The 22,905-nt window shown below is 35.5% G+C and carries 19 protein-coding genes; 11 read left to right on the top strand and 8 right to left on the bottom strand.

The features are described from left to right. Positions 1-174: 174 nt before the first annotated feature. Entirely contained in the window at positions 175-810 is a 636-nt protein-coding gene (locus DHD80_RS14075; RefSeq protein WP_347709974.1) for an acyl carrier protein phosphodiesterase, read from the bottom strand. A gap of 76 nt (positions 811-886) precedes the next feature. Between DHD80_RS14075 and glmM the strand changes: the two genes are divergently transcribed. Further along, the gene (gene glmM / locus DHD80_RS14070) at positions 887-2,272 is read left to right on the top strand and encodes a phosphoglucosamine mutase (protein WP_251742092.1); all 1,386 of its coding nucleotides are present in this window, start codon (positions 887-889) and stop codon (positions 2,270-2,272) included. On the opposite strand, the gene DHD80_RS14065 is transcribed toward glmM, so the two are convergent. Beyond that, positions 2,269-3,174, bottom strand: coding sequence for a lipid A biosynthesis acyltransferase (locus DHD80_RS14065; RefSeq protein ID WP_251742091.1), 906 nt, complete (start codon positions 3,172-3,174; stop codon positions 2,269-2,271). The genes glmM and DHD80_RS14065 overlap by 4 nt on opposite strands. 52 nt (positions 3,175-3,226) lie before the next feature. On the opposite strand from DHD80_RS14065, the gene DHD80_RS14060 reads away from it, so the two are divergent. Then, the gene (locus DHD80_RS14060; protein ID WP_251742090.1) at positions 3,227-3,874 is read left to right on the top strand and encodes a rhomboid family intramembrane serine protease; all 648 of its coding nucleotides are present in this window, start codon (positions 3,227-3,229) and stop codon (positions 3,872-3,874) included. A 41-nt stretch (positions 3,875-3,915) separates the two neighbouring features. Next, complete coding sequence (locus DHD80_RS14055) at positions 3,916-4,590, top strand: SIMPL domain-containing protein (RefSeq protein ID WP_251742089.1); 675 nt, start codon at positions 3,916-3,918, stop codon at positions 4,588-4,590. Positions 4,591-4,657: 67 nt separating this feature from the next. Here the strand turns inward: DHD80_RS14055 and DHD80_RS14050 are convergent, their stop codons facing one another. Beyond that, on the bottom strand, positions 4,658-5,782 hold the full coding sequence (locus DHD80_RS14050; protein WP_251742088.1) for a TlpA disulfide reductase family protein: 1,125 nt from the start codon (positions 5,780-5,782) through the stop codon (positions 4,658-4,660). A 132-nt stretch (positions 5,783-5,914) separates the two neighbouring features. Here DHD80_RS14050 and DHD80_RS14045 point away from each other — a divergent pair, with 132 nt between their 5' ends. Then, complete coding sequence (locus tag DHD80_RS14045; protein ID WP_251742087.1) at positions 5,915-8,278, top strand: GAF domain-containing protein; 2,364 nt, start codon at positions 5,915-5,917, stop codon at positions 8,276-8,278. Here the strand turns inward: DHD80_RS14045 and DHD80_RS14040 are convergent. Next, positions 8,270-9,454 (bottom strand): Pycsar system effector family protein, encoded by a 1,185-nt coding sequence (locus tag DHD80_RS14040; protein ID WP_251742086.1) that lies wholly within the window; start codon positions 9,452-9,454, stop codon positions 8,270-8,272. The two genes, DHD80_RS14045 and DHD80_RS14040, sit on opposite strands and share 9 nt — an antisense overlap. Before the next feature lie 56 nt (positions 9,455-9,510). Between DHD80_RS14040 and DHD80_RS14035 the strand changes: the two genes are divergently transcribed. After that, a complete protein-coding gene (locus tag DHD80_RS14035; RefSeq protein ID WP_251742085.1) occupies positions 9,511-13,227 on the top strand; it encodes a metallophosphoesterase in 3,717 nt (1,238 codons plus the stop codon). Between the two features lie 70 nt (positions 13,228-13,297). On the opposite strand, the gene DHD80_RS14030 is transcribed toward DHD80_RS14035, so the two are convergent. The 4 genes from DHD80_RS14030 to DHD80_RS14015 form a co-directional block, all read right to left on the bottom strand. After that, positions 13,298-14,176: a mechanosensitive ion channel family protein gene (locus DHD80_RS14030; protein ID WP_251742084.1), complete on the bottom strand. Its 879-nt coding sequence runs from the start codon at positions 14,174-14,176 to the stop codon at positions 13,298-13,300. 21 nt (positions 14,177-14,197) lie between these two features. Beyond that, positions 14,198-14,692: a Dps family protein gene (locus DHD80_RS14025; RefSeq protein ID WP_251742083.1), complete on the bottom strand. Its 495-nt coding sequence runs from the start codon at positions 14,690-14,692 to the stop codon at positions 14,198-14,200. A 104-nt stretch (positions 14,693-14,796) separates the two neighbouring features. Further along, positions 14,797-15,117: a phosphoribosylpyrophosphate synthetase gene (locus DHD80_RS14020; protein WP_251742082.1), complete on the bottom strand. Its 321-nt coding sequence runs from the start codon at positions 15,115-15,117 to the stop codon at positions 14,797-14,799. A 241-nt stretch (positions 15,118-15,358) separates the two neighbouring features. Then, positions 15,359-15,823, bottom strand: a complete 465-nt coding sequence (locus DHD80_RS14015; protein WP_251742081.1) for a DCC1-like thiol-disulfide oxidoreductase family protein — start codon at positions 15,821-15,823, stop codon at positions 15,359-15,361. 90 nt (positions 15,824-15,913) lie between these two features. On the opposite strand from DHD80_RS14015, the gene DHD80_RS14010 reads away from it, so the two are divergent. The 6 genes from DHD80_RS14010 to rfbB all read left to right on the top strand — a co-directional run bounded on the left by DHD80_RS14010 (position 15,914) and on the right by rfbB (position 22,901). Beyond that, positions 15,914-16,918 carry a LacI family DNA-binding transcriptional regulator gene (locus DHD80_RS14010; protein ID WP_251742080.1) on the top strand — a complete coding sequence of 335 codons (1,005 nt, stop codon included), beginning with the start codon at positions 15,914-15,916 and terminating at the stop codon, positions 16,916-16,918. Positions 16,919-17,181: 263 nt separating this feature from the next. Further along, positions 17,182-18,180, top strand: a complete 999-nt coding sequence (locus tag DHD80_RS14005) for an SDR family oxidoreductase (protein WP_251742079.1) — start codon at positions 17,182-17,184, stop codon at positions 18,178-18,180. Positions 18,181-18,184: 4 nt separating this feature from the next. After that, entirely contained in the window at positions 18,185-19,465 is a 1,281-nt protein-coding gene (locus tag DHD80_RS14000; RefSeq protein WP_251742078.1) for a nucleotide sugar dehydrogenase, read from the top strand. 8 nt (positions 19,466-19,473) lie between these two features. Beyond that, entirely contained in the window at positions 19,474-20,868 is a 1,395-nt protein-coding gene (locus tag DHD80_RS13995) for a nucleotide sugar dehydrogenase (RefSeq protein WP_251742077.1), read from the top strand. Between the two features lie 8 nt (positions 20,869-20,876). Then, complete coding sequence (locus DHD80_RS13990) at positions 20,877-21,815, top strand: UDP-glucuronic acid decarboxylase family protein (protein ID WP_251742076.1); 939 nt, start codon at positions 20,877-20,879, stop codon at positions 21,813-21,815. A gap of 42 nt (positions 21,816-21,857) precedes the next feature. After that, positions 21,858-22,901 carry a dTDP-glucose 4,6-dehydratase gene (gene rfbB, locus DHD80_RS13985; protein ID WP_251742075.1) on the top strand — a complete coding sequence of 348 codons (1,044 nt, stop codon included), beginning with the start codon at positions 21,858-21,860 and terminating at the stop codon, positions 22,899-22,901. The last annotated feature ends 4 nt before the right edge of the window (positions 22,902-22,905 follow it).

Below are 22,905 nucleotides of genomic sequence, written 5' to 3'. Positions count from 1 at the left end.
GTGACTTATGCACTTGCTCATTGGGAAGAAAACACTTCTTTAAAATTCGTTAAGAGAATTTGAGGCTGGAAAGAAGTTGAATTAATCAATGGCAACTGGATTATTGTCAAAGAAAGTGGCGGTGGCGGAAACGGTCGTAAGAAATAAAACCTCGAACAAGACAAAAGTCTGAAATTACATTTCAGGCTTTTTTTTATGTTCTAATTCAAAGATCCTCTTTTTTGAAAAGTCCTCAAGATCCTCAAAAAAGGTAAAAAATTCATCTTCAAAATCTGAATAATATAAATCAAGTTCTTTTGTGGCTTTATCCATCCCCGATTTATTACCGGTTCTGCGGTTCATCCCGCCTAAAACTCTTTTAATTCCCTCAATCTCAGCATAAGATAATAACCAGTTATCTTTGATCATAAAAGGCATAAATGCTTTTACCTTTTTTGGGAGCACTTCATAATTACTTTCAAGAAGTTTAAAAAAATCCTCTGTGTAATCTTTTAACGGAATTGTCGAAAAACGCTTCCAGTTTGCTGCGAGAAAATGATCGTAAAAAATATCGATTATAATTCCGCTATAGTGACCATAAGTTGGAAATAACTTCCGAATACTTTGTCTAACAACAGGATGGGTATCAGTATAATAATCTATTGCCCGATGGAGAATAATTCCGTTTTGGATAGTTTCTGCATACTGAAGATATTTTTTTCCTTTTATGGAGTCTGCCATAAAATTCCCAATTTTAAGCAATTCATTATCTCCCGATAGATAAATATGGGCGAGGTAGTTCATGTTCCGAAATATACAAAGAATGCTCATTAAGTTTAAAAATTGTTAAGATTTAGCAAATAGCTATATGAGCCCTTATATTTGCCGACGATCCAAAAAGAAAATTATGTCTTTAATAAAATCAATTTCAGGAATTCGTGGGACTATAGGTGGAAGAACAGGTGAAAACCTAACTCCAATAGATACGGTGAAATTTGCTGCTGCCTATGGCACTTGGTTAAAAAAAGCACATAATTCCAAAAAATTAAAAGTTGTAGTGGGGCGTGATGCAAGAATTTCAGGTTCTATGGTTCAGCAGTTAACTATGAATACCTTGATAGGTTTGGGGATCGATGTAATAGATCTTGATCTCTCTACGACACCTACCGTTGAAATCGCCGTTCCTCTGGAAGATGCAGATGGTGGAATTATTTTAACTGCCAGTCACAATCCAAAACAATGGAATGCTTTAAAACTTTTGAATAATAAAGGGGAATTTCTCAATGGTGAAGAAGGAGCTGAAATTTTAAAAATCGCCGAAGCGGAAGATTTTGATTTTGCCGATGTGGATGATCTTGGTGCTATTCAATCAAAACCGGATTATATGCAGAAGCATATTCAGGAAGTTTTAAATCTAAATTTAGTGAATGCTGAAAAAGTAAAAAAAGCGAAATTTAAGGTGGTGGTAGATGCGGTTAATTCATCAGGAGGAATCGTTATTCCGGCATTACTTGAAGAAATGGGTGTGGAAGTGGTGAAACTTTACTGTGAGCCAACCGGCCATTTTCCGCACAATCCTGAACCTCTAAAAGAACATCTGGCCGATATTTGTGAACTGGTGAAAAAAGAAAATGCCGATTTTGGACTTGTCGTAGATCCAGATGTTGACCGTTTAGCTTTTATCGATGAAAACGGTGAAATGTTCGGGGAAGAATATACATTAGTTGCCTGTGCAGATTATGTTTTATCTAAAACTCCCGGGAACACGGTAAGCAACTTATCCTCTTCGAGGGCATTGCGGGATATTACCCAAAAACATTCCGGAAACTATGAAGCAAGTGCGGTAGGAGAGGTAAATGTGGTGGAATTGATGAAAAAGAATAATGCTATAATTGGGGGGGAAGGAAATGGCGGAATTATTTATCCTGAAGCTCATTATGGTCGTGACAGTTTAGTGGGAACAGCTTTGTTTCTCACTTTTTTAGCAGAAAATGGCAAGAAAGTTTCTCAACTTCGGAAAGAATACCCTGCTTATTTTATGAGCAAAAATAAAATTGAACTTACACCGGGATTGGATGTAGATGGAATTTTAAAAGCAGTGGAAAAAAGACACGCTCAGGAAGATATTTCAACCCTTGATGGGGTAAAGATCGATTTTGCGGAAAACTGGGTGCACTTGAGAAAATCGAATACCGAGCCTATTATCAGAATTTATACAGAAGCTAAAACCCAACAAGAAGCTGATGATCTTGCAGTAAAGATGATTAGCGAGATTAAAGATATTATCGCTTAATTAATAATTTTGGCGTTATTTGGGATTGGTTCATTCCTATGTTTCCAGCGTTTATGAGTCCATAGATAGAATTCCGGTTTTTTCCAAATTTGATTTTCCAGTAACCTGATAAATTCTTCTGTTATACGATTGGGTGGTGCTGTTTCAGGGTTTTCGCTAATAGGTATTAAGGTGGCTTCATAAAATCCTCTTTTTACCTTTTCTACATGGAGATAAACCACGGCCATATTTAATTTTCTGGCAAGTTTTTCAGAGCCTACAAAAACTGGGACCCTTATGCCCATAAAATGGATCCAGTTTCTGGCCGCTGAAAGTTTTGGACTTTGATCAGCTATCATAGCATAATTGGCCAATATGCCCTGTTCCTGATTATGACGAATAGTTTCAGAAGCCAGATACGTATTTATTAATACTCCGTCATATCTTCCGCGAATATCTCTTATCAGTTTGTCAAAATGCTTATTCCTTATGCGCTTATAAATCCCGAAGGTTTTGAATTTCAATCCCATTAATTGAATGGCGTTGATCCATTCATAACTGGCATAATGCCCACACATTACTATCAAACTCTTGTTCTGAGATTCCAGATGTCTTAAATACTCAGGATTTTTCAGAATAAATCTCTTAGAAATTTCTTTCTTAGAAATAGTGATGCTTTTTACCATTTCCAAAAACATATCGCACATATGTTTGTAAAACGCTTTCCTGATTCTCGCTATTTCCTTTTCAGATTTTTCCGAAAAAACGAGTTGAAGATTTTGGGTAACTGTTTTTCTGCGATAGCGTACAATATAATAGACCAGTCCATAAATACCATCTGAAACTTTATAGAAAATAGGGAATGGAAGTATGGAAATTAGCCAGAGGAGTGGATAAACCAGCCAGAAAACTAAAGCCTGCATAAAAATTCTTTCCGCAAATATATGGTATATTTGAAGTTAAACTTTTGCAGGAATGGGAGAATTAAGCCTGGTGACCATTATCATCATCGCGATCAACGTTTTAGTTTCATATAAAGGGTTCCAGGACAGGGACTTTTTCAACAAATACAGGTTCAATATTGCAGATATTAAACGGGGTGATAAATATCAAATTTTCACTTCCGGATTTCTTCACGTAGATTCCAGCCACTTACTGGTGAATATGATTACGCTATTCTTTTTCGCCAATGTGGTGATTTATGCATTGGGCAGTATTATCTTTTTAATCATTTACGTGGGAAGTTTATTATTAGGGAATTTATTGTCTTATTATTTTCACAAGAATGATCCTCATTATACGGCTGTAGGAGCCAGTGGTGCGGTGATGGGAATTTTATATTCCGCTATCCTGCTAAATCCAGATATGACAATTTTGTTCTTCTTTTTTATCCCCATGCCCGCTTATGTCTTCGGGATTGGTTATTTGTTCTATACCATTTACGGTATGAAGCGCAGATCAGACAATATCGGGCATGACGCGCACTTTGGCGGAGCCACTGGTGGTTACCTCCTAACCTTGGCTTTTGCACCTTATTTGTTTGAGGCCCATTTCTTAATGACCCTACTTTTAGCGGTGCCTATTATCATTCTTTTTATCCTGCAGCGAATGGGAAAAATTTAGTTTGGTATTCTTATTGAATGTTTACATCAAAATTTAAAACTATGAAAAATCTATTTTTTTTACTCACATTCATTTTTGCACTTCCTTTATTTGCACAGGAATCCAACGTGAAAAGTGTGAATGTGAACGGGGAGGGAATTGTAAAAGTCGTGCCAGATCAGGTTATTATTAAATCCAGGATAGAACATGAAGGGAGTTCCGCTACGGAAGTTAAGAAAGAGAATGATGCAGCTGTAAACAAAATTATAAAGTACCTAAAAGCTCAGGGAATTGATGAGAAAAATATTAAAACAGATTATATAAATCTGGATAAAAGGATTGATTATCAAACGAAAGCGGAAACTTATGTGGCTAATCAGGCAATTTCTATCCATTTACAGGATATTACTCAATATGAAACCATTATGAAAGGTTTGCTGGAAAATGGTTTAAATCGCATTGACGGTATTCAATTTAAATCATCCAAAATGGAAAATTTCGAAAAAGAAGCCCGAAAAAAGGCAGTGTTGGCGGCAAAGGAGAAAGCGCAGCAACTGGTAGAACCTTTAGGCCAGAAATTAGGAAATGCTATTTCAATTTCTGAATCCAATTCAAATATTGGTCAGCCAATGTATAGAATGCAGATGGATGCAATGAGCACAGAAAGTATGGAGACGATGGCTCCGGGTGAAATGGAAGTAAAGGTGAATGTAAATATCAGTTTTCAACTTTTTTAATATTGAAAAAATTCAAAAAAAAGGTCGGTTTTAGCCGACCCTTTATGATTGTATATTTGTATAGTAATTAGCCCTGAATTAATTCCCCAATCTTCGCATCTAAAGATTCACCTCTTAAATTTCTGGCAACAATAACCCCATTTTCGTCTAAAACAAACATAGCAGGAATTGCCTCAATTTGGTAAGAACGGGCAATAGGATCCTGCCAAAACTGTAGATTGGAAACATGCATCCATTGTTCAAGATTATCATCTGCAATTGCCTGCACCCATTTTTCTTTTTGACCCTGTCTATCTAAAGATACACTTATGATCTGTAATCCCTGGTCTTTATATTTATTATAAGTTTTTACCAAATTAGGGTTTTCTACGCGACATGGTTTGCACCAGGAGGCCCAAAAATCTATAATAGTAACTTTTCCCAAATTCTTATGTAGAGCAATTTTTTCACCCTGAGGAGTTGGTCCTGTAAAATCTGGAGCTTTGCTACCAACCTCAGTAGCGCCCATTTTGTTCAAAGCTTCTTCCAGCGATTTTGCTAAAGGTGTTTCCTTCATTCGCTCTGACAATTCTGAATACATTTCGCGCATTTCAGCCGTAGATTGTGTGCGCATGCTCAACAAATCAGTTAAAATCATAACACCAACAAAGCTGTCCTTATTACGTCCAAACATCTCAGTTCGAAGATTTTTATCGTTATCCAGAAGCTCTTTTTGAGTCTCCTGGATGGTAGCTAACTTCGTTGAATCCTTTTGGATCATGGCTTGTCTTCCATCCATCTGGATCTGGTTCATTTTCCGCTGAAATTCAGTTACATGGGCCAAATATTTTTTTAGGTTATCATTTTCAGGGCCACCGGAAACCGAACTACCGCGAATACTATCTTTATTGATATTGAATTCCAGTTTTTCATTTTCCGAAATAAATATTACCATACCTTCCATTCCTTCAATTTGAAGGAAATTAAGATTTGGTATCTCAACTTCAGCCAGGTCTATTTCAAATTCCCCGTCCTTAATTGTGGTAGAATCTACAATGTTTTGCGATCTTGATTGGGGATCTATTTCAGAAATAGTTACTTTTTTTCCATTTTCAATTCCTTCCGCATTCCCTTTTATATAATATCCTTTATCATCTTCGCATCCGGTTAGAATTAAAAGACTTAGCATAAAGAACATGGCGATATTTCTCATAAAATCTGTTTTTTGCAAAATTAGTGAACTAGAACTTCATGTAAGTACTATATTTATAAAATATTGTTAATTTAATAGTCTTCAGTAGTACCTGCTTTTTTTAAATTTAATTTTACCCTATATTTTCAGGTTATGATGCAAAAAATAAAAGAATTTCCTTTTGAGATATTGATAAGTTTTCACAAGGTGATAGATCAATATAACGAGGAATTAAAGCATATTGACCGAAAAATCTCGCGCGATTACATGGAGAGTATCGTTGCATACATTAAGGATTATCCACAATTAATAGAAGGATTTTCAGATCCTAAACTTTTAAAGAAATACGAAGAACCTATTAGTATTTTGCTGGACGATCTTTTTCCCAATGTATTGACCAATAATGAAATAAAGGCCGCTTCCGTTCCCTTTCAAAATATTATCTTTAATTCATCAAAACGTTTTTCTTCGATCCTAAAAAGCGCCGGGGAAAAATTTGAACTGGTAATGCGGGATGTGGAAGATGAAACTTTATATAAGTATGCCTGCATTCAAATTCTGAAATATTATGGGTTTGATGTGGATATTTCGCGACCCTTATATTATGATATCCCTGATGAAAATGGCATCGTAAAGCATTATAGGATTGCGATGAATGCTGATTTTATTGAAATTATCCCCAAGAAATCTGCAAAAAAGATCACTCAGAAAGACGTGGATAATCTTATTGAAAATGTAGACGACATTGAATTATGGAAGCAAAAGATTCCGCCTAAATCTTATGTTTTTAAGGGTTTTGGAATTATCAATCTTACAGATGTTACTATCGACGAGGCAATTTCTGAATTAAAAACAACTTTGTTGTTCGATGAAACCAACGAATATGAAGAGTTGCAGAAAATGCAGGAAATTTTTAGATCTATTTATAAAATTCCGGAGTTAAGCGTGGGATTTACTATGTTCAATAAACAGGAAATGGTTTTTGAAAAATCTTTAAACAAAGATGCCTACAGTTTTATATTGGATGAAGAGTTGGTAAACGATTGCCAAACCGGGATTTGTGAAGAAGGTTTCAAGAAACTTGTGGAAGAGAATGATTATTTCGTAATTCCTAACGTAGATATTTATCTTAAAAAGCATAATAATTTATTGGCTAGAAATCTTGCCAAGCACGATATAAAAAGTTGCCTTTTAGCGCCCATCGCTAAGAATGGCAGATTATTTGGTGTTTTGGAGTTGGCTTCTAAAAAGAAAAACGAGCTGAATGCGATTAATGCCATAAAGCTTGAGGATATCCTGCCTTATCTGGTTACCACTTTAGAACGCAATACGAGTGATTATGAAAATAGGATAAAGGCAGTTATACAAAGCGAATGTACCTCTATTCACCCTAGTGTATTATGGGTGTTTGAAAAAGAAGCCAAAAAATTTATCAGAGATCTTGATAGCGACGGTTTCGCCTCATTTAAGGATATAACTTTCAAAGATGTTTATCCTCTTTATGGCCAAATTGATATCGTGGCTTCTTCGGAAGCGCGAAATGATGCTATCAAACAGGATCTCATCGATCAACTGGATATTATTCTAGAAATTATCGACAAGGCTTATAAGAAAGAAAAACTTTCAATTTATGAACAGGTTCGATATAGGATATCCGATTTTAAAGAAGAAGTTTCAGATAATTTGAATGCAAGTAGTGAACAAGAAGTTTTTAACTTGCTACAAACAGAAGTGAATCCTTTAATGGAGCACCTTGAGAAGCAATCTGGCGATATAATGAAATTGGTAGATGAGTATAAATCAAAAATAAATCCGGAGACGGGAATAGTATACAATCACCGTAAAAAATATGATGACACAGTTCAAATGATTAATAGAACCATGTCTCGATATATTGATAAAAAGCAACATCAGGCTCAGGAGATCTATCCGCATTACTTCGAAAGGTATAAGACCGATGGGGTAGACCATAATATGTATATAGGTGCTTCCATGGCTAATAAAAAACCTTTTAATAAGGTGTATCTTTTTAATTTAAGGTTGTGGCAAATGAGTACGATGTGTGAAATGGAAAACAGGTTCTATCAACTACAGGAAACAACTCCGGTTAAACTTGAAGCGGCATCTTTAATTCTGGTCTATAATAATACGATGAGTATTCGCTATCGTATGGATGAGAAGAAGTTTGATGTAGATGGGACCTATAACGCCCGTTATGAGATTATAAAAAAGCGTATAGATAAGGCCTATATCAAGGATACAGAAGAGCGGGCAACGCAAAAAGGTTTTCTTACGATTGTTTACTCACAAAAAGAAGACGAAGAAGAGTATTTACAATACGTTAAATATCTGCAGGCTAAAAAATATGTAGATGTTGATGTAGAAGTTTTTCAACTGGAAGACGTTCAGGGTGTGGTAGGACTTAAAGCTATGCGTGTAAAAATCTTATACACCCTTGATAAGGGCCATCCTGAAAAAACCTTCACTTATGAAGACTTAGTGGCTGAATTAAATTAGATAAAAGGCAAGGATAAAAGCAATTACAGATACAATAATACCTACCATAAAAACGGTATAGGTAAGTCTTAGCAGATAATATTTTCTATGTAAAACTTTACCTAAAAGGTGTAAATCGAGCATCATCGATTCGTAGACGTAATCTTTATCTTCAATAATCCCATTAATAGCCCATTTAAATTGTTCAAAGGGCATTTTGTGAAAATTCCCGAAGAACAATAGGTTTACATCCCTGTTCTTAACCTGTTCCTTTGTAAATTCTCCTGTTGTTACATTAGGTCTGGTGGAAAGAATTGAAAGAATGATGGAAGCCACACTAAAAAGAACCAATACTAAACTTGGTATCAATAAATGTTTGTTGGATGCTGCTTCCAGTTTTGGGATAAGGTTGGCAATAGCTAGAGAAATGATGATCGCGTTTACAGAAAGTAAAATGTTTGCCTTCGTATCAGCAATATCACTTAATTTAATATGGTTTCTTAAGGCGGTTCTAAAAAGTGTTTGAATACTTCTTTCGGGATTGTCATTTTTGAACTTCGCCTTCATTCGGGCTTTATGCTCTTCTTTATCCAGTTTCTTTTCCTGTTTATTTTTACTCTCGATTAGTTCAAGTAAATGTTTTTCTTTTTGAGGCGCCCATTCCTCAATGGCATAATCAGTATAATAGGTATGCTTTTTTGTAAAAACATTAATATTTTCATCTAACCATTCCGCCGTTGTGAAATTTTTGATATTATGCATTTCCAGCTCCTGTCTTAGAAATTCACTTGTTTCTTCAAAATACTCCTTTCCGAAGTGGGAAGAATCGGCATCACGAATAATTTTTTCTTCCAGGTTTTTTGGCTCCCGATCGAATTTAGTAGCCATAATGAGTGTTTTCACCTTTTCTATAAGCTCTGGGGTTGCATTATTTTCTTTTAAAAAATTTTCGGCGATCTCGGCACTTTTTTCCTCATGACCTTTGTACTTCTTAATGTAACCCGTGTCGTGAAGCCATGCTGCGAGCAAAAGAGGCTCTTCCTCTTTAACATTAATTTCAGAATTATCGATTAATTCTTTAGTACTTTTAACGACTCGCTGAGTATGTTGGTAATTATGATATAGGAAAGTATTTGGAAGCTTTTCGCGAAATAAATTTTCAACGAATTCATCAGCTTTATTAATAAGGTTATCCATGCAATTAATTCTTAAATTGTCAGACCAAATTACAAAAATTCCTACCAACTTTTTCTATGAGAAATCTTAACGTTTGGCCAATTATTATTCTGGTTTTTTCCTGTTTTTCCTGTGCTACCTATACTGCCAAATACAGGGAGGGTGAAGCCAAAAAGGATTGGGAATACCCAAAAAATAAAGAAATTGAAAAATCTTTCTACCTTCTTGGGGATGGGGGATATTCCCCACCTGGCGGTTCTTCCTTAGGTTTGTTAGCCTTTAAATCTTTCCTTGATTCAGTAAATAAGACCGAAAATTATTCAATTTTCCTTGGGGATAATATCTATCCTGGAGGAATGCCCCCCGAAAGTTCTTTAGACAGGGAAGAGGCCGAATATAGGTTAGATGCCCAATTAGATGCCATTGAAAATTATGAGGGAAAAGTAATATTTATTCCCGGAAATCACGATTGGTATAATGAAAAACTAACAGGACTACGGCGCCAGAAGGATTATTTGAAAAGTAAATTTGAAGAAATTTTACTTTGGGCCCCGGAAATTGGTTGCGGATTTGAATCTATAGAGATTTCAGATAATATTCAACTTTTAGTGATTGACTCTCAGTGGTATTTGGAAGATTGGGACGATAATCCCTTAATTAATGATAATTGCGACCAGATCAAAACCAGGGAAGGGATGTTCCTGGCACTGGAATCGGAATTAAAGCAAAATGAAAATAAAACGGTGATTATTGCCCTGCATCATCCTATTTATACCAATGGAGTACATGGAGGACAATATACGTTGGACAGGCATTTATATCCTTCCCAGAAGAAAATTCCATTACCAATTTTAGCTTCTCTCGCTACTTTAATTAGAACTACAGGAGGAGTTTCTATTCAGGATGCACAAAATAACCGATATAAATCTTTAGCTACCCGTTTGGCTACGATCGCCCGTGGAAGTGAGCGGGCTTTGTTTGTATCTGGGCACGAACATTCATTACAATATATCGAACATGATAGTGTAAAACAAATCGTGAGCGGTTCTGGCTCCAAAGGTTCCTATGCGACCTTAAGTAACGATGGATTATTCGCTTATCCAGCCCAGGGTTTTGCGGTAGTTGATGTCTTTACTGATGGTTCTTCCTGGGTGAGTTTTTACGGGAACGAGGAAAATAAGCCAAAATTGATGTATCAGAAAGAAATTTTTAAAACTCCCGTGCCCTATGATTTTAAAGATTATCCGGATAGTTTTCCCAAGGAAATGACCGCTTCAATATATAAGGATGACGAAACAGAAAAAAGCACGGTACACAAAACCGTTTGGGGCGAACGTTACCGGAAACTATATGGAACTGATGTAACATTAAAAGTTGCCGATTTGGATACACTTTATGGAGGGCTTAAAGTGGTACGTGAAGGTGGAGGTCACCAAACTGTATCACTTCGTATGAAAGATAGTTTGGGGAGGGATTATAATATTAGAAGAGTGCGAAAAGATGCGCTGCAATTTCTTCAGAATGTTGCTTTTAAAAATCAGCAGGTTGAAAATCAGCTGGAAAATACGGTAGCTGAAAATTTGATTGCCGATTTTTATACAGCGGCCCATCCTTATGGTTTTCTGGCAATCCCTAAATTAAGTGAAGCTGCCGGTGTATTTCATACAAATCCGAAGGTATTTTATCTTCCAAAACAGGAGGCTTTAGGTAAATACAATTCTGTGCATGGAGATGATATATATATGATCGTTGAAAGACCGGAAGAGGGTTGGAAAGATTATAAATCTTTTGGAATGCCTAATCATGATATTATAAGCACGGCAGATATGATCGAAAGATTGCGGCGAGATGAAAAATATGTGCTGGATGAAAAAGCATATGTTCGCGCCAGGATATTTGACATGTTGGTAGGGGACTGGGATCGCCATCAGGATCAATGGAGATGGGCTGAAGTTGAGGACGCAAATGGAATCCATCATTTTGAACCAATTCCAAGGGATAGGGATCAGGTCTTTTCAAATTTTGACGGAGCATTTTTTGGAACCCTAAGGGCTTTAACCGGGTTTGCAAATCAATTTGCAGTATATGGTGATGATATTCAGGATGTGGAATGGTTCAATATTGCAGCTTTAGGATTAGATAGATCCCTAATTCAGAATGAAGGGAAGCAGGCCTGGCTGGATGAAGCGGTTTATATCCATGAACATTTAACAGATGAAGTTATTGAAGAAGCATTTGCTGAATTGCCCGAAGAAACTCAGGGGGAAATTACAGATGAACTTATATCTAATGTAAAAGCAAGAAGAAATAAGATTGTAGATATTGCTTTAAGATACTATGATCATATGGCCAGCCTGGCTATTGTAACCGGAAGCGATAAAGATGATTTTATCGATGTGGAACGATTGGAAGATGGAAATACCAGGGTGACCATTACCCGAAATAAAGATGGCGAAAGAGCCGAAAGCTTAAGTGATAAAATATATAAGCCAGAAGAAACGGGGGAAATTTGGGTGTATGGTCTTGATGATGCCGACAGAATTTCAGTAAAAGGTGAGGGTACGAGTCCAATTTTTGTACGTGTGATTGGAGGTCAGGATAACGATATTTATAATATCGAGAATAGTAGTAATGTAAAATTGTATGATCACAAATCTTTACCAAACACGGTAGAGAAAGATGGTGGGGCTTCTTTTAGGTTCACAGATAATTATGAGATAAATACGTACGATAAGGATAAGAAAACTTTCTCATCTGGAAGTATTATCCCGAATTTTGAATATAATCCTGATGAAGAGTATAATATAGGTTTGAAATTCGTAAAATCTATCAATAAATTCAAAAGGAATCCTTTTACCACCCAACATTCTATTGGAGCTGAATTTCACACAGCGACCAATGGTTTCGCCCTAGATTATACTGCTGAATTTGCCAGTATCGTGGGTAAATTTAATTTGCTTTTAGGGGCTAATTACTCAAGTCCCGAGTTTACACATAACTTCTTCGGATTTGGAAACGAAACTTATAATCCAGACGATGAGTTGGGAATGGATTATAATCGAGTGGGCTTAAATGAAATTGGAGTAAAAGCAGCTTTGGTGAATAAGACACCTTTCGGTAGTTTTTTCAGATTAACAACAAGTTTTGAAAGTGTAGATGTAAAACAGGAAGATGGTTATGTAGCAGATACTTATTTAAGTAATACTCCTGAATTTTTCGATCGCAAGTACTTCGCCGGATTAGATGGGATGTATCGTTATGAAAGTTATGATAATGCTCTAAATCCCACCAGGGGGATGCTCTTCGAACTTAATCTGGGCTATAAACAGAATACCGCAAAGCTCGAGAGGCAATATGGATACTTTAAACCATATATGGGATTCTATAATTCTTTAACTGAAAACAGAAAACTGGTCCTTAAAACAAGGGCAGAAGCACAAATAAATATGGGCCAGGAATTTGAGTTTTACCAGGCGGCCAAATTGGGGGCTAGAAATGGTTTAAGAGGATATAGGCTGGAAAGATACCAGGGTAAAAGTGCATTTGGAGCAGGAGCAGACCTTCGTTATACTTTCAACACCATAAAAACCAGTTTTCTTCCTTTTCAATTAGGTATTTATACCGGGTATGATCTGGGTAGGGTTTGGACAGATGGCCAGGATAGTAAATTATGGCACGACAGTTATGGGGGAGGATTATGGATAACTTCTGCGGATAGTGTTCAGGGGAATTTTAGTGTGTTCTCCGGGAACGAAGGAGCAAGGCTAAGCTTTGGATTTGGTTTTAAATTTTAAGCTCAAAACTTCAATAATAAAAAAATCCGGCAGATCACAATCTGCCGGATTTTTTTGCTTTAAAAATTTATTAGTCTTTATTAGAAAGAGAAAGACTATTGGTGAAATCGATAGTTCTTATAGGGAATGGAATATTTATTCCCTTCGCGTCATAAGCCTTTTTAATTTCAATAATGGCTTTATTCTGTGCGATTAAAATATCACGGTTCTTGGTGACATCTGTCCAAAACCTGGCGACATAATTTATGGAACTATCGCCAAATTCCTGATACATAAATTCTACTTCCTCGTTTCCCCTCTGCGGAAAATGCTCTTCCAAAACTTTAATGGTCAAATCACGGACCATTTCCAGATCAGATTTATAACCTACGCCACAATGGATAAAAACCCTTGATCGCGGCGTTCTGGAAAAGTTCTTAAAGGGTTCATCCACAATTTTGGAGTTTGGGATAATTACATAATTATTATCAGATTGCTTAATAACAATATTCCGAAGATTAATTTCAGTTATTGAACCTGCAAAACCATTAGTTTCCACCCAGTCTCCAATTTGGATTTCTGGTAAGAAACTTAAAATTACCCCGGAAAATGTATTGTTCAAAGTACCCTGAAGCGCTAAGCCAATAGCTAAACCAACAACACCTGCTGCTCCAAGAATAGAAGTTAAAACGGTATTTAAATTTAGTAAACCAAGGGCAAAAAAGAAACCTATGAGAATAATAATGGCTTTAATGACCTTAATGGCCATTTGCCGTATGGATTCCTGTTTGATGCTTTTTCGAAAGATTTTATTGAAAGCACTGCCTACATATTTGGCAATTATAATAAAGATTATAAATACGATTACGGCTAAGATGAAATTTGGTAATCCCAGGATTGCAGCATCGAGCCAGTTTCCTAATTTATCCCAAATGCCTCTTATAGAATCTTCAATATTAAATCCTTCCATGTATTATTTTATTGATATTTATTATTTAATTTCTTTGTGGGTTGCTTTAGTTTTCATTTTCCAGGAATCCAACATCCAACTGGTCTTTTCTAATTCACGAATATATGCCCCAATCAGGTCAATCGTGCCTTCGTCGCTCGCTTTATCTGCAGTTTCCACAACCTTTCTCATTTGGTTTAATAAAGTTCCATGATCTTCCAATAAAATTGTAATCATTTCGCTATCGGTAAGCTCGGATGGGGATTCCTTTAAGTTAGACATCTTTAGGTAATCACTCATATTACTGGTGGGTTGGAATCGTAAAGTTAGAATTCTTTCGGCAATTTCATCCACTTTCAATTTAGCTTCGTCATATAACTCTTCAAATTTTTCGTGAAGATCAAAGAAATTTCTACCAATGACATTCCAATGAAAATTTCTAAGCTTTTGATAGTAGAGATGATAATCTGCTAAGAGAATATTAAGGTCTTCCACAACCTTTTCCGTTTTTTTAGTATCTAATCCTAAATAGTTCATAGTTTTTATTTATTGTTTTTACAAAATCAATACGAAAATACAATGAAACTTAGCTCTGCTAAATTTTAATAAGGAATTTAATAGAAATTTAACGCCTGTAAAACTTATTCCGTAGGACGATTATCTTTTAAGTCTAATTTATTCATTAGCTTTTTTGAGATTTGACCACCGGATATTCCATAACCATCTGTAAGGACTCCTTTTTTACCATTGGTTGTGGTGATAGCATAGAGAATGGCATTGTCATCAGGATTGCTCATCCCTTCAAAGCGCAGCACTTTATCCACTTCAAACTCTTCAACTCCGAAGCTTTCTTTGGCAGATTTTATTTCAATTTTTTCGTCTAATAAATTAAAATCATGTTCGTAACCTTCTTCTAATTTTAATTTATTTATGGCTTGGGAAAGTGTTCCGTAATCTTTCATAATCTTAAATTTAATTTAAACGGTAAATTACTCTGAATGTAACGGTATAGCAAAAACGACGAGGGGTTTAGTATAAATTTAACTTGAGAAATTTTATGGAGTTCTCATTCTTCTTCTTTATTTTTCTTCTGAAAAATTGTTAGCGGAAAGATAATTAATAAGAAGTAATACCACCCGGTCCATATACCAATAATGGTAATGAATGCAGCCAGGATATAAAACCAGTATTTTTTTAGAAATTTCATAAGAGGAAAAAAATCAAGATCACCGCAAAAAGATAAAGGAGCCAGTATGGTTTGAGATTCCTAGGGTTTTTTCCAAATAAAAGATGGGTTGCTTTAAAATAAAAGCTTCTGTTTTTTGCGATATGATTGTAGGTATGGTCGCTTATATCACAAAATATGGAGGATTTTTTATATAAATGATGCCAGAATTTATTACCGCCATACCACAGGCTTCGATAGGCAGAATCTGGGCCGCTAAATACATTTCCTTCAGTATCAATAAGCCTACTGGCCTTTTTAAACTCTTTTAAAGGTATTTCCTGAAAGTTATCGGCCGCTTCCTGGAAAGTTCTGAAAACGATACTGTTTTCGGTTTTTAATTCCCAGCGTGTTTTCCAAAATTTACAAAAGCCACAGTCCCCATCCCAAATTAAAGTTGGTTTTTCAGGATGAATGTTGATATGATGAATTTTCTGAAACACATTAATTATATTTGAAGACTGAAAGATTTCAAATTTGAATTTCTCAGCAAACTAACCTTTTATAGGCTAGCTGCAAAATAAATTTGGTCCATGAAAACAAAAATCACCTTAAAAGAACTTTCGAAACTACTCAATGTTTCAGTTTCTACTGTTTCGAAGGCTTTGAACGATAGTCCGGAAATTAGTCCGAAAACCGCTGATCGTGTCAAGGAACTTGCAGCTTTGCATAACTACAGACCAAACCCGGTTGCCGTTAACCTGAAAAAGAATAAAACTGGGACGATTGGGGTTGTGATTCCCAACATTTCTAATACATTTTTTGCCGGAGTACTTTCTGGAATGGAGGCAGAGGCCCAGAAAAATAATTTACAGGTGATTACTTATATATCAAATGAATCTTTAGACCGGGAAAAGCAGATTTGTGATCTTCTCACATCCGGTTTTGTGGATGGGGTTTTAATTGCGGTTTCCGAAGAAACACAACGAAAACAGGAATATGACCACCTCTTTTCATTGGTAGATTATGAAATTCCTTTAGTGATCTATGACCGTATTAATATTGATATACCTGCGGATAAAGTTGGGGTAAATGATGAAAGAAGCTTTTATGATGCTACTAAATTTTTTAAATCTAAAGGATGTAAAAGAATAGGGCTGGCTTCGGCAATTCATCATGTTGGAGTGGGCAAACTGAGGATGAAAGGTTATCAGGATGGGATGGCGCCTGATGAAATGTTTACTGCTACCAGTACCAATATGGACGATTTAAAAACTAAAATATATAAGCTTATCACTGAAAATGATTTAGAAGCTTTATTATGTACAGATTTTATGAGTTCAATTTTAGCCTCTAGAATCGCCTATGAGCATAATTTAAAAGTGCCTGAAGACTTAAAAATCATTGGATATATAAGCAGTGAAATCGCCGAATACCTTTCCCCATCTATTAGTTACATAGAGCAACACGCGGCAGAAATTGGGGCAAAGGCCACAGAGTTATTGAGCGAACGGATAGAGGGACATAAGAACAGCAGTGAATTTTCTGAAGTTATCGTTAAAACTACCATGATGCATTTAGAATCAACCACGTTTTAAAGTTATGGTTACAAAAGATTTGGATCAAAAAATATTAATTACTGGAGGTGCAAATTAATATATGGAAGTTAAAATATCAGTTTAAAACTTTGTTGACAAAATTGTTGAGTTAGATTCAAAATGAATATGGCAGCTATTTGTTGAAATTAGCAAAAAGCTAATATAAAATAAAAATTAACGTTTTCAATTTTGTTTAAGTTTTAATTAGGATTTAAGGATTTTAGTTTACTTATATTTGCCGACTTAATAAAGCAAAAACTTTTATGAGTGAATCTCAGTTTAAAAAGCTAGAAAATTCCACAGTTTTAGTAACAGGAGGTGCCGGATTTATAGGATCAAATCTTTGCGAAAAACTGGTTGATTTAGATGTAAATGTGATTTGTCTTGATAATTTTGCTACCGGCCACAAATACAATCTCGATAAAATTATCGATAGGCCTAATTTTACTCTTATAGAAGGTGACATTCGTGATTTAGAAACCTGCAAAAATGCATGTTCCGGTGTAGATTTTATTTTACATGAAGCAGCCTTAGGATCTGTTCCAAGATCTTTAAAGGACCCTATTACTAGTAATGACGTAAATGTTTCAGGATTTCTTAATATGCTGGTTGCAGCGAAGGAATCAGGTGTCAAACGATTTGTATACGCCGCCAGCTCTTCAACCTATGGGGACTCTGAAGCTTTGCCTAAAGTGGAAGATAAAATTGGCAAGCCCCTTTCACCATATGCCATTACAAAGTACGTAAATGAATTGTATGCTGATATTTTTAAAGATGCCTATGATTTAGATACCATCGGTTTAAGATATTTTAATGTATTTGGAAGAAAGCAAGATCCTAATGGAGCATATGCCGCAGTGATTCCAAAATTTGTGATGCAGTTTATGCAACATGAAAGTCCGGTTATAAATGGTGACGGAACTTATTCAAGAGATTTCACATATATCGATAATGTAGTGCAAATGAATTTGCTGGCGATAACTTCAGAAAATGAAGCGGCATTAAATGAGGTTTATAACACGGCAGTAGGAGACAGAACGAACTTACTGGAATTAACAGAACTTTTAAAAAAATATCTTTCTGAATATGATTCAGAAATCGCCAAGGTGGAAATAAAACATGGTCCTAACAGGGCAGGTGATATTCCTCATTCCCTGGCCTCAGTAGATAAAGCTAAAAAATTATTGAAATATCAGCCAACGCATAATATTCAGGAAGGTCTTGAAGAGGCTGTGGATTGGTATTGGCACAATTTAAAATAAGTAAATGTTAGAAGATAAAATTGCAGTAATAGGTCTTGGATATGTTGGTTTACCACTGGCCAGATTATTTGCAACGAAATTTTCGGTAGTAGGTTTTGATATCAATCAACACCGGGTCAAGGAATTAATGGCAGGAAAAGATTCCACCCTTGAAGTGGAAGAGAATCTGCTTAAATCAGCTCTAAAAGAATCCAATTCCGAAGAAAAAGGTCTTTTCTGCTCAACCAATCTTGAGGATATCGAAAGTTGTAATTATTATATTATTACGGTTCCTACACCGGTAGATAAAAATAATCGCCCAGATTTAACACCGCTTTATAAATCCAGCGAAACCGTTGGTAAGGTTTTGAAGAAAGGGGATATCGTTATTTACGAATCTACGGTATATCCCGGGGTAACAGAAGATGAATGTGTTCCGGTTCTGGAAAAGGTTAGCGGTTTAAAATTCAATGAAGATTTTTTCGTTGGATATTCTCCGGAAAGAATCAATCCGGGAGATAAGGAGCATACTGTCGAAAAAATTTTAAAGGTTACCGCCGGTTCTACCCCGGAAGTGGGCGAAAAAGTAAATAATCTTTATGCCGAAGTTATTACTGCAGGAACCCATCTTGCACCTACCATTAAGGTAGCAGAAGCAGCAAAAGTAATTGAGAATTCTCAGCGGGACATCAATATTGCCTTCGTTAATGAACTGGCGAAAATATTCAATATGATGAATATTGATACGCATGATGTCCTTGAAGCAGCGGGTACAAAATGGAATTTTCTGCCCTTTAAACCAGGTTTGGTAGGTGGGCACTGTATAGGCGTTGATCCCTACTATTTGGCACAAAAAGCACAGGAAATTGGATATCATCCTGAGATTATTCTTGCCGGTAGAAGGATGAATGATTCTATGGGACAATATGTAGCCTCTGAAGTGGTTAAATTAATGCTTCAAAATGACCTTAAAGTAAAAGGAGCTAAAATTCTTGTCTTGGGAATAACCTTTAAAGAAAACTGTCCGGATGTACGAAATACTAAGGTTGTTGATGTCATAAAGAACCTAAAGGACTATGGAGTGGAAATTACGATTTACGATCCATTGGCCAATCCAGTAGAAGTGGAACATGAATATGGTTTAAAAACTTCCAAAGAATTACCAAAAGGTAATTTTGATGCTATTGTGCTTACCGTTGCTCATAAGGAATTTTTAGATTTAGATTTTAATCTATTGAAAAATCCAAATGCTGTGGTCTATGATGTAAAAGGTGTTTTGGGAGAAAAGTGTGACCGAAAACTATAGAGAAAATCATGAAAATTAAAAATATTTGTTGCATTGGAGCTGGATATGTCGGGGGCCCAACCATGGCCGTTATTGCCCAAAAATGTCCGGAAATAAATGTAACCGTTGTTGATATAAATGAAAAAAGGATCGCAGCCTGGAACGATAAAGATGTAGAAAATATTCCCATCTATGAGCCAGGTCTTTCCGAAGTTGTTGCAGAAGCTAGGGATCGAAATTTATTTTTCTCGACAGATGTGGATGCTGCCATCGATAAAGCAGATCTAATTTTCATTTCTGTCAATACGCCAACTAAAACCTACGGAATGGGTAAAGGGATGGCTGCCGATCTTAAATTTATCGAACTGTGTGCCAGGCAAATAGCCCGGGTAGCGAAGGATGATAAGATAATAGTAGAAAAATCTACTTTACCCGTAAGAACTGCGGAAGCATTAAAAAATATCCTTGAAAACACTGGAAATGGCGTGAACTTTCAAATTCTTTCCAATCCTGAATTTTTAGCTGAAGGCACTGCTGTTAAAGATTTAATGAAACCGGATAGGGTGCTTATAGGTGGTGATATAAATTCCGAGGAAGGAAAAGAAGCAGTTCAGGCACTGGTTGATATTTATAATCATTGGGTGCCGAAAGAAAATATTTTGACAACGAATGTTTGGTCATCAGAGCTTTCTAAACTTACGGCAAATGCATTTTTAGCACAAAGGGTTTCCAGTATTAATGCAATGAGTGAACTCTGTGAAAAAACCGGAGCTGATGTTAATGAGGTTGCTAAAGCAGTGGGTATGGATTCAAGAATTGGCGCAAAATTTCTAAAATCTTCAGTAGGTTTTGGTGGAAGTTGTTTCCAGAAAGATATTTTAAACTTGGTCTATATAGCAAAAAGTTTCGGTCTCAATGAGGTAGCAGATTATTGGGAGCAGGTAATCATTATGAATGATCATCAAAAGAAAAGATTTGCGGCAAATATTGTAAAAACTCTTTTCAATACAGTCTCTGGCAAGAAAATATCTTTTTTAGGTTGGGCGTTTAAAAAGGATACTAATGATACCAGAGAATCTGCAGCAATATATGTAGCTGATTATTTACTGAACGAACAGGCCGATATTGTAATTTATGATCCCAAAGTTACTAAAGAACAAATTTATGCTGATTTGAATTATTTGGGAACCAGATCTGAAAAAGAAAACAGAAGTCGGGTAACTGTATTAAATGATCCCTATAAAGTTTGTGAAGATGCACATGCTATTGCTGTCCTCACAGAATGGGATGAATTTGAACACTTAGACTGGAAAAAAATTTATGATAATATGCTTAAACCTGCATTTTTATTTGATGGACGTAGATTACTTAAAAAAGAGGAGAAAAAAGAAATTGGTTTTGAATTTTATGCTATAGGTAACTAATAATAATTATGAAAAGAATTTTAATTACAGGGGGAGCTGGATTTCTAGGAAGTCATTTATGTGAAAAATTATTAAATGAAGGAAATGAAATTCTTTGTGTGGATAATTTTTATACTGGTTCAAGAAAAAATATTCACCATCTTTTAGATAATAAAAATTTTGAATTATTAAGACATGATGTAACCCATCCACTATTTGTCGAGGTAGATCAAATTTATAACTTAGCCTGCCCTGCTAGTCCAATACATTATCAGTTCGATCCTGTACAAACCACAAAAACTAGTGTAATAGGAGCAATCAATATGCTTGGATTGGCAAAAAGGTTAAAAATTCCAATTCTTCAGGCTAGCACCAGTGAAATATATGGAGATCCTGAAATTCATCCGCAACCGGAGTCCTATCGGGGTAATGTTAATACTATAGGACCTAGAGCATGTTATGATGAAGGTAAGCGTTGTGCAGAAACTCTGTTTTTTGATTATTACCGACAGCATAATGTTGATATTAAGGTAATTAGGATATTTAATACGTATGGACCAAAAATGAATCCATTGGACGGGAGAGTTGTTAGCAATTTTATTGTCCAATCCTTAAAAAATCAAAATATAACGATATATGGGGATGGAAAGCAAACGCGAAGTTTTTGCTATGTAGACGATTTGATAGAAGGAATGGTAAAAATGATGAATTCTGATAAAAGTTTTACGGGGCCTGTTAATATTGGAAATCCTAGAGAGTTTACGATGATAGAACTTGCGCAAAAGATTATTCAATTGACGGGTAGTAGAAGTGAATTGATATTTCAAGAACTACCAGAAGATGATCCTATGCAACGACAGCCTATAATTGATCTCGCAAAAAATAAATTAGGTTGGATTCCAGAAATTGAACTCATGGAAGGTTTAAAAAGCACTATTGAATATTTTAAAAATCTGAAAAAAGGATAGATTTTATTTGTTGTTACTTATCAATTTACAAAATAAAATAACATGAATATTTTAATAACAGGAGGAGCAGGTTTCATTGGATCTCATATAGTTCGTTTGTTTGTTAAAAAGTATCCACAGTATCAAGTATATAATCTAGATGCTTTGACCTATGCAGGAAATCTTGAGAATTTAAAAGATATTGAGCATGCAGAAAATTATACGTTTTTAAAAGGAGATATAAATGATACTGCAAGAATAGATGCCTTATTTGAAAAATTTCATTTTGATAAAATTATTCATTTAGCGGCAGAATCTCATGTAGATCGTTCGATTACCGATCCTCTTGCTTTTGTTAAGACCAATGTTATTGGTACTATGAATTTACTTAATGCATCTAAAAAAATATGGAAAGATAATTTACAGGACAAGTTATTTTATCATATTAGCACCGATGAAGTATACGGTACTTTAGGGAAAACTGGTTTTTTCACAGAAACCACATCATATGATCCTAACTCTCCTTATTCAGCTTCAAAAGCAAGTTCTGATCATTTCGTTAGAGCGTATGGTGAAACTTATGGTTTACCCTATATTATTACTAACTGTTCTAACAATTATGGGCCAAACCAATTTCCGGAAAAACTGATCCCTCTTTTTGTCAATAATATCATAGGGAATAAATCATTGCCAGTCTATGGGGATGGCAAGTACACCCGAGACTGGCTATATGTTATAGATCATGCTAATGCAATAGATCTTGTCTTTCATAAAGGGAAGAACAAGTCAACTTATAATATAGGTGGGTTTAATGAATGGCAAAATATAGATCTGGTGAAATTATTATGTAAGATTATGGATGAAAAATTAAGCCGACAGGTAGGTTCATCCCAGAATTTGATTACCTATATAAAGGATCGTCCCGGGCATGATAAACGTTACGCAATAGATGCATCCAAAATCAACACAGAATTAGGGTGGAAACCTTTGGTCACTTTTGAACAAGGATTAGAAATGACAATTGATTGGTATTTGGGGAATAGGGAATGGTTGGATAGCGTGACTTCAGGAAAATATAGGGAATACTATATAAATCAGTATAATTAAAACA

The sequence above is a fragment of the Gramella sp. AN32 genome (genome assembly GCF_023718305.1).
In the GTDB taxonomy this organism is placed as follows: domain Bacteria; phylum Bacteroidota; class Bacteroidia; order Flavobacteriales; family Flavobacteriaceae; genus Christiangramia; species Christiangramia antarctica.
This window is presented reverse-complemented; position numbering and strand designations above follow the sequence as displayed.

Coding starts and splice junctions, on each gene's coding strand:
- DHD80_RS14075 (WP_347709974.1), bottom strand. CDS start 810: ATGAGCATTCTTTGTATATTTCGGAACATGAACTACCTCGCCCATATT.
- glmM (WP_251742092.1), top strand. CDS start 887: ATGTCTTTAATAAAATCAATTTCAGGAATTCGTGGGACTATAGGTGGA.
- DHD80_RS14065 (WP_251742091.1), bottom strand. CDS start 3,174: ATGCAGGCTTTAGTTTTCTGGCTGGTTTATCCACTCCTCTGGCTAATT.
- DHD80_RS14060 (WP_251742090.1), top strand. CDS start 3,227: ATGGGAGAATTAAGCCTGGTGACCATTATCATCATCGCGATCAACGTT.
- DHD80_RS14055 (WP_251742089.1), top strand. CDS start 3,916: ATGAAAAATCTATTTTTTTTACTCACATTCATTTTTGCACTTCCTTTA.
- DHD80_RS14050 (WP_251742088.1), bottom strand. CDS start 5,782: ATGAGAAATATCGCCATGTTCTTTATGCTAAGTCTTTTAATTCTAACC.
- DHD80_RS14045 (WP_251742087.1), top strand. CDS start 5,915: ATGATGCAAAAAATAAAAGAATTTCCTTTTGAGATATTGATAAGTTTT.
- DHD80_RS14040 (WP_251742086.1), bottom strand. CDS start 9,454: ATGGATAACCTTATTAATAAAGCTGATGAATTCGTTGAAAATTTATTT.
- DHD80_RS14035 (WP_251742085.1), top strand. CDS start 9,511: ATGAGAAATCTTAACGTTTGGCCAATTATTATTCTGGTTTTTTCCTGT.
- DHD80_RS14030 (WP_251742084.1), bottom strand. CDS start 14,176: ATGGAAGGATTTAATATTGAAGATTCTATAAGAGGCATTTGGGATAAA.
- DHD80_RS14025 (WP_251742083.1), bottom strand. CDS start 14,692: ATGAACTATTTAGGATTAGATACTAAAAAAACGGAAAAGGTTGTGGAA.
- DHD80_RS14020 (WP_251742082.1), bottom strand. CDS start 15,117: ATGAAAGATTACGGAACACTTTCCCAAGCCATAAATAAATTAAAATTA.
- DHD80_RS14010 (WP_251742080.1), top strand. CDS start 15,914: ATGAAAACAAAAATCACCTTAAAAGAACTTTCGAAACTACTCAATGTT.
- DHD80_RS14005 (WP_251742079.1), top strand. CDS start 17,182: ATGAGTGAATCTCAGTTTAAAAAGCTAGAAAATTCCACAGTTTTAGTA.
- DHD80_RS14000 (WP_251742078.1), top strand. CDS start 18,185: ATGTTAGAAGATAAAATTGCAGTAATAGGTCTTGGATATGTTGGTTTA.
- DHD80_RS13995 (WP_251742077.1), top strand. CDS start 19,474: ATGAAAATTAAAAATATTTGTTGCATTGGAGCTGGATATGTCGGGGGC.
- DHD80_RS13990 (WP_251742076.1), top strand. CDS start 20,877: ATGAAAAGAATTTTAATTACAGGGGGAGCTGGATTTCTAGGAAGTCAT.
- rfbB (WP_251742075.1), top strand. CDS start 21,858: ATGAATATTTTAATAACAGGAGGAGCAGGTTTCATTGGATCTCATATA.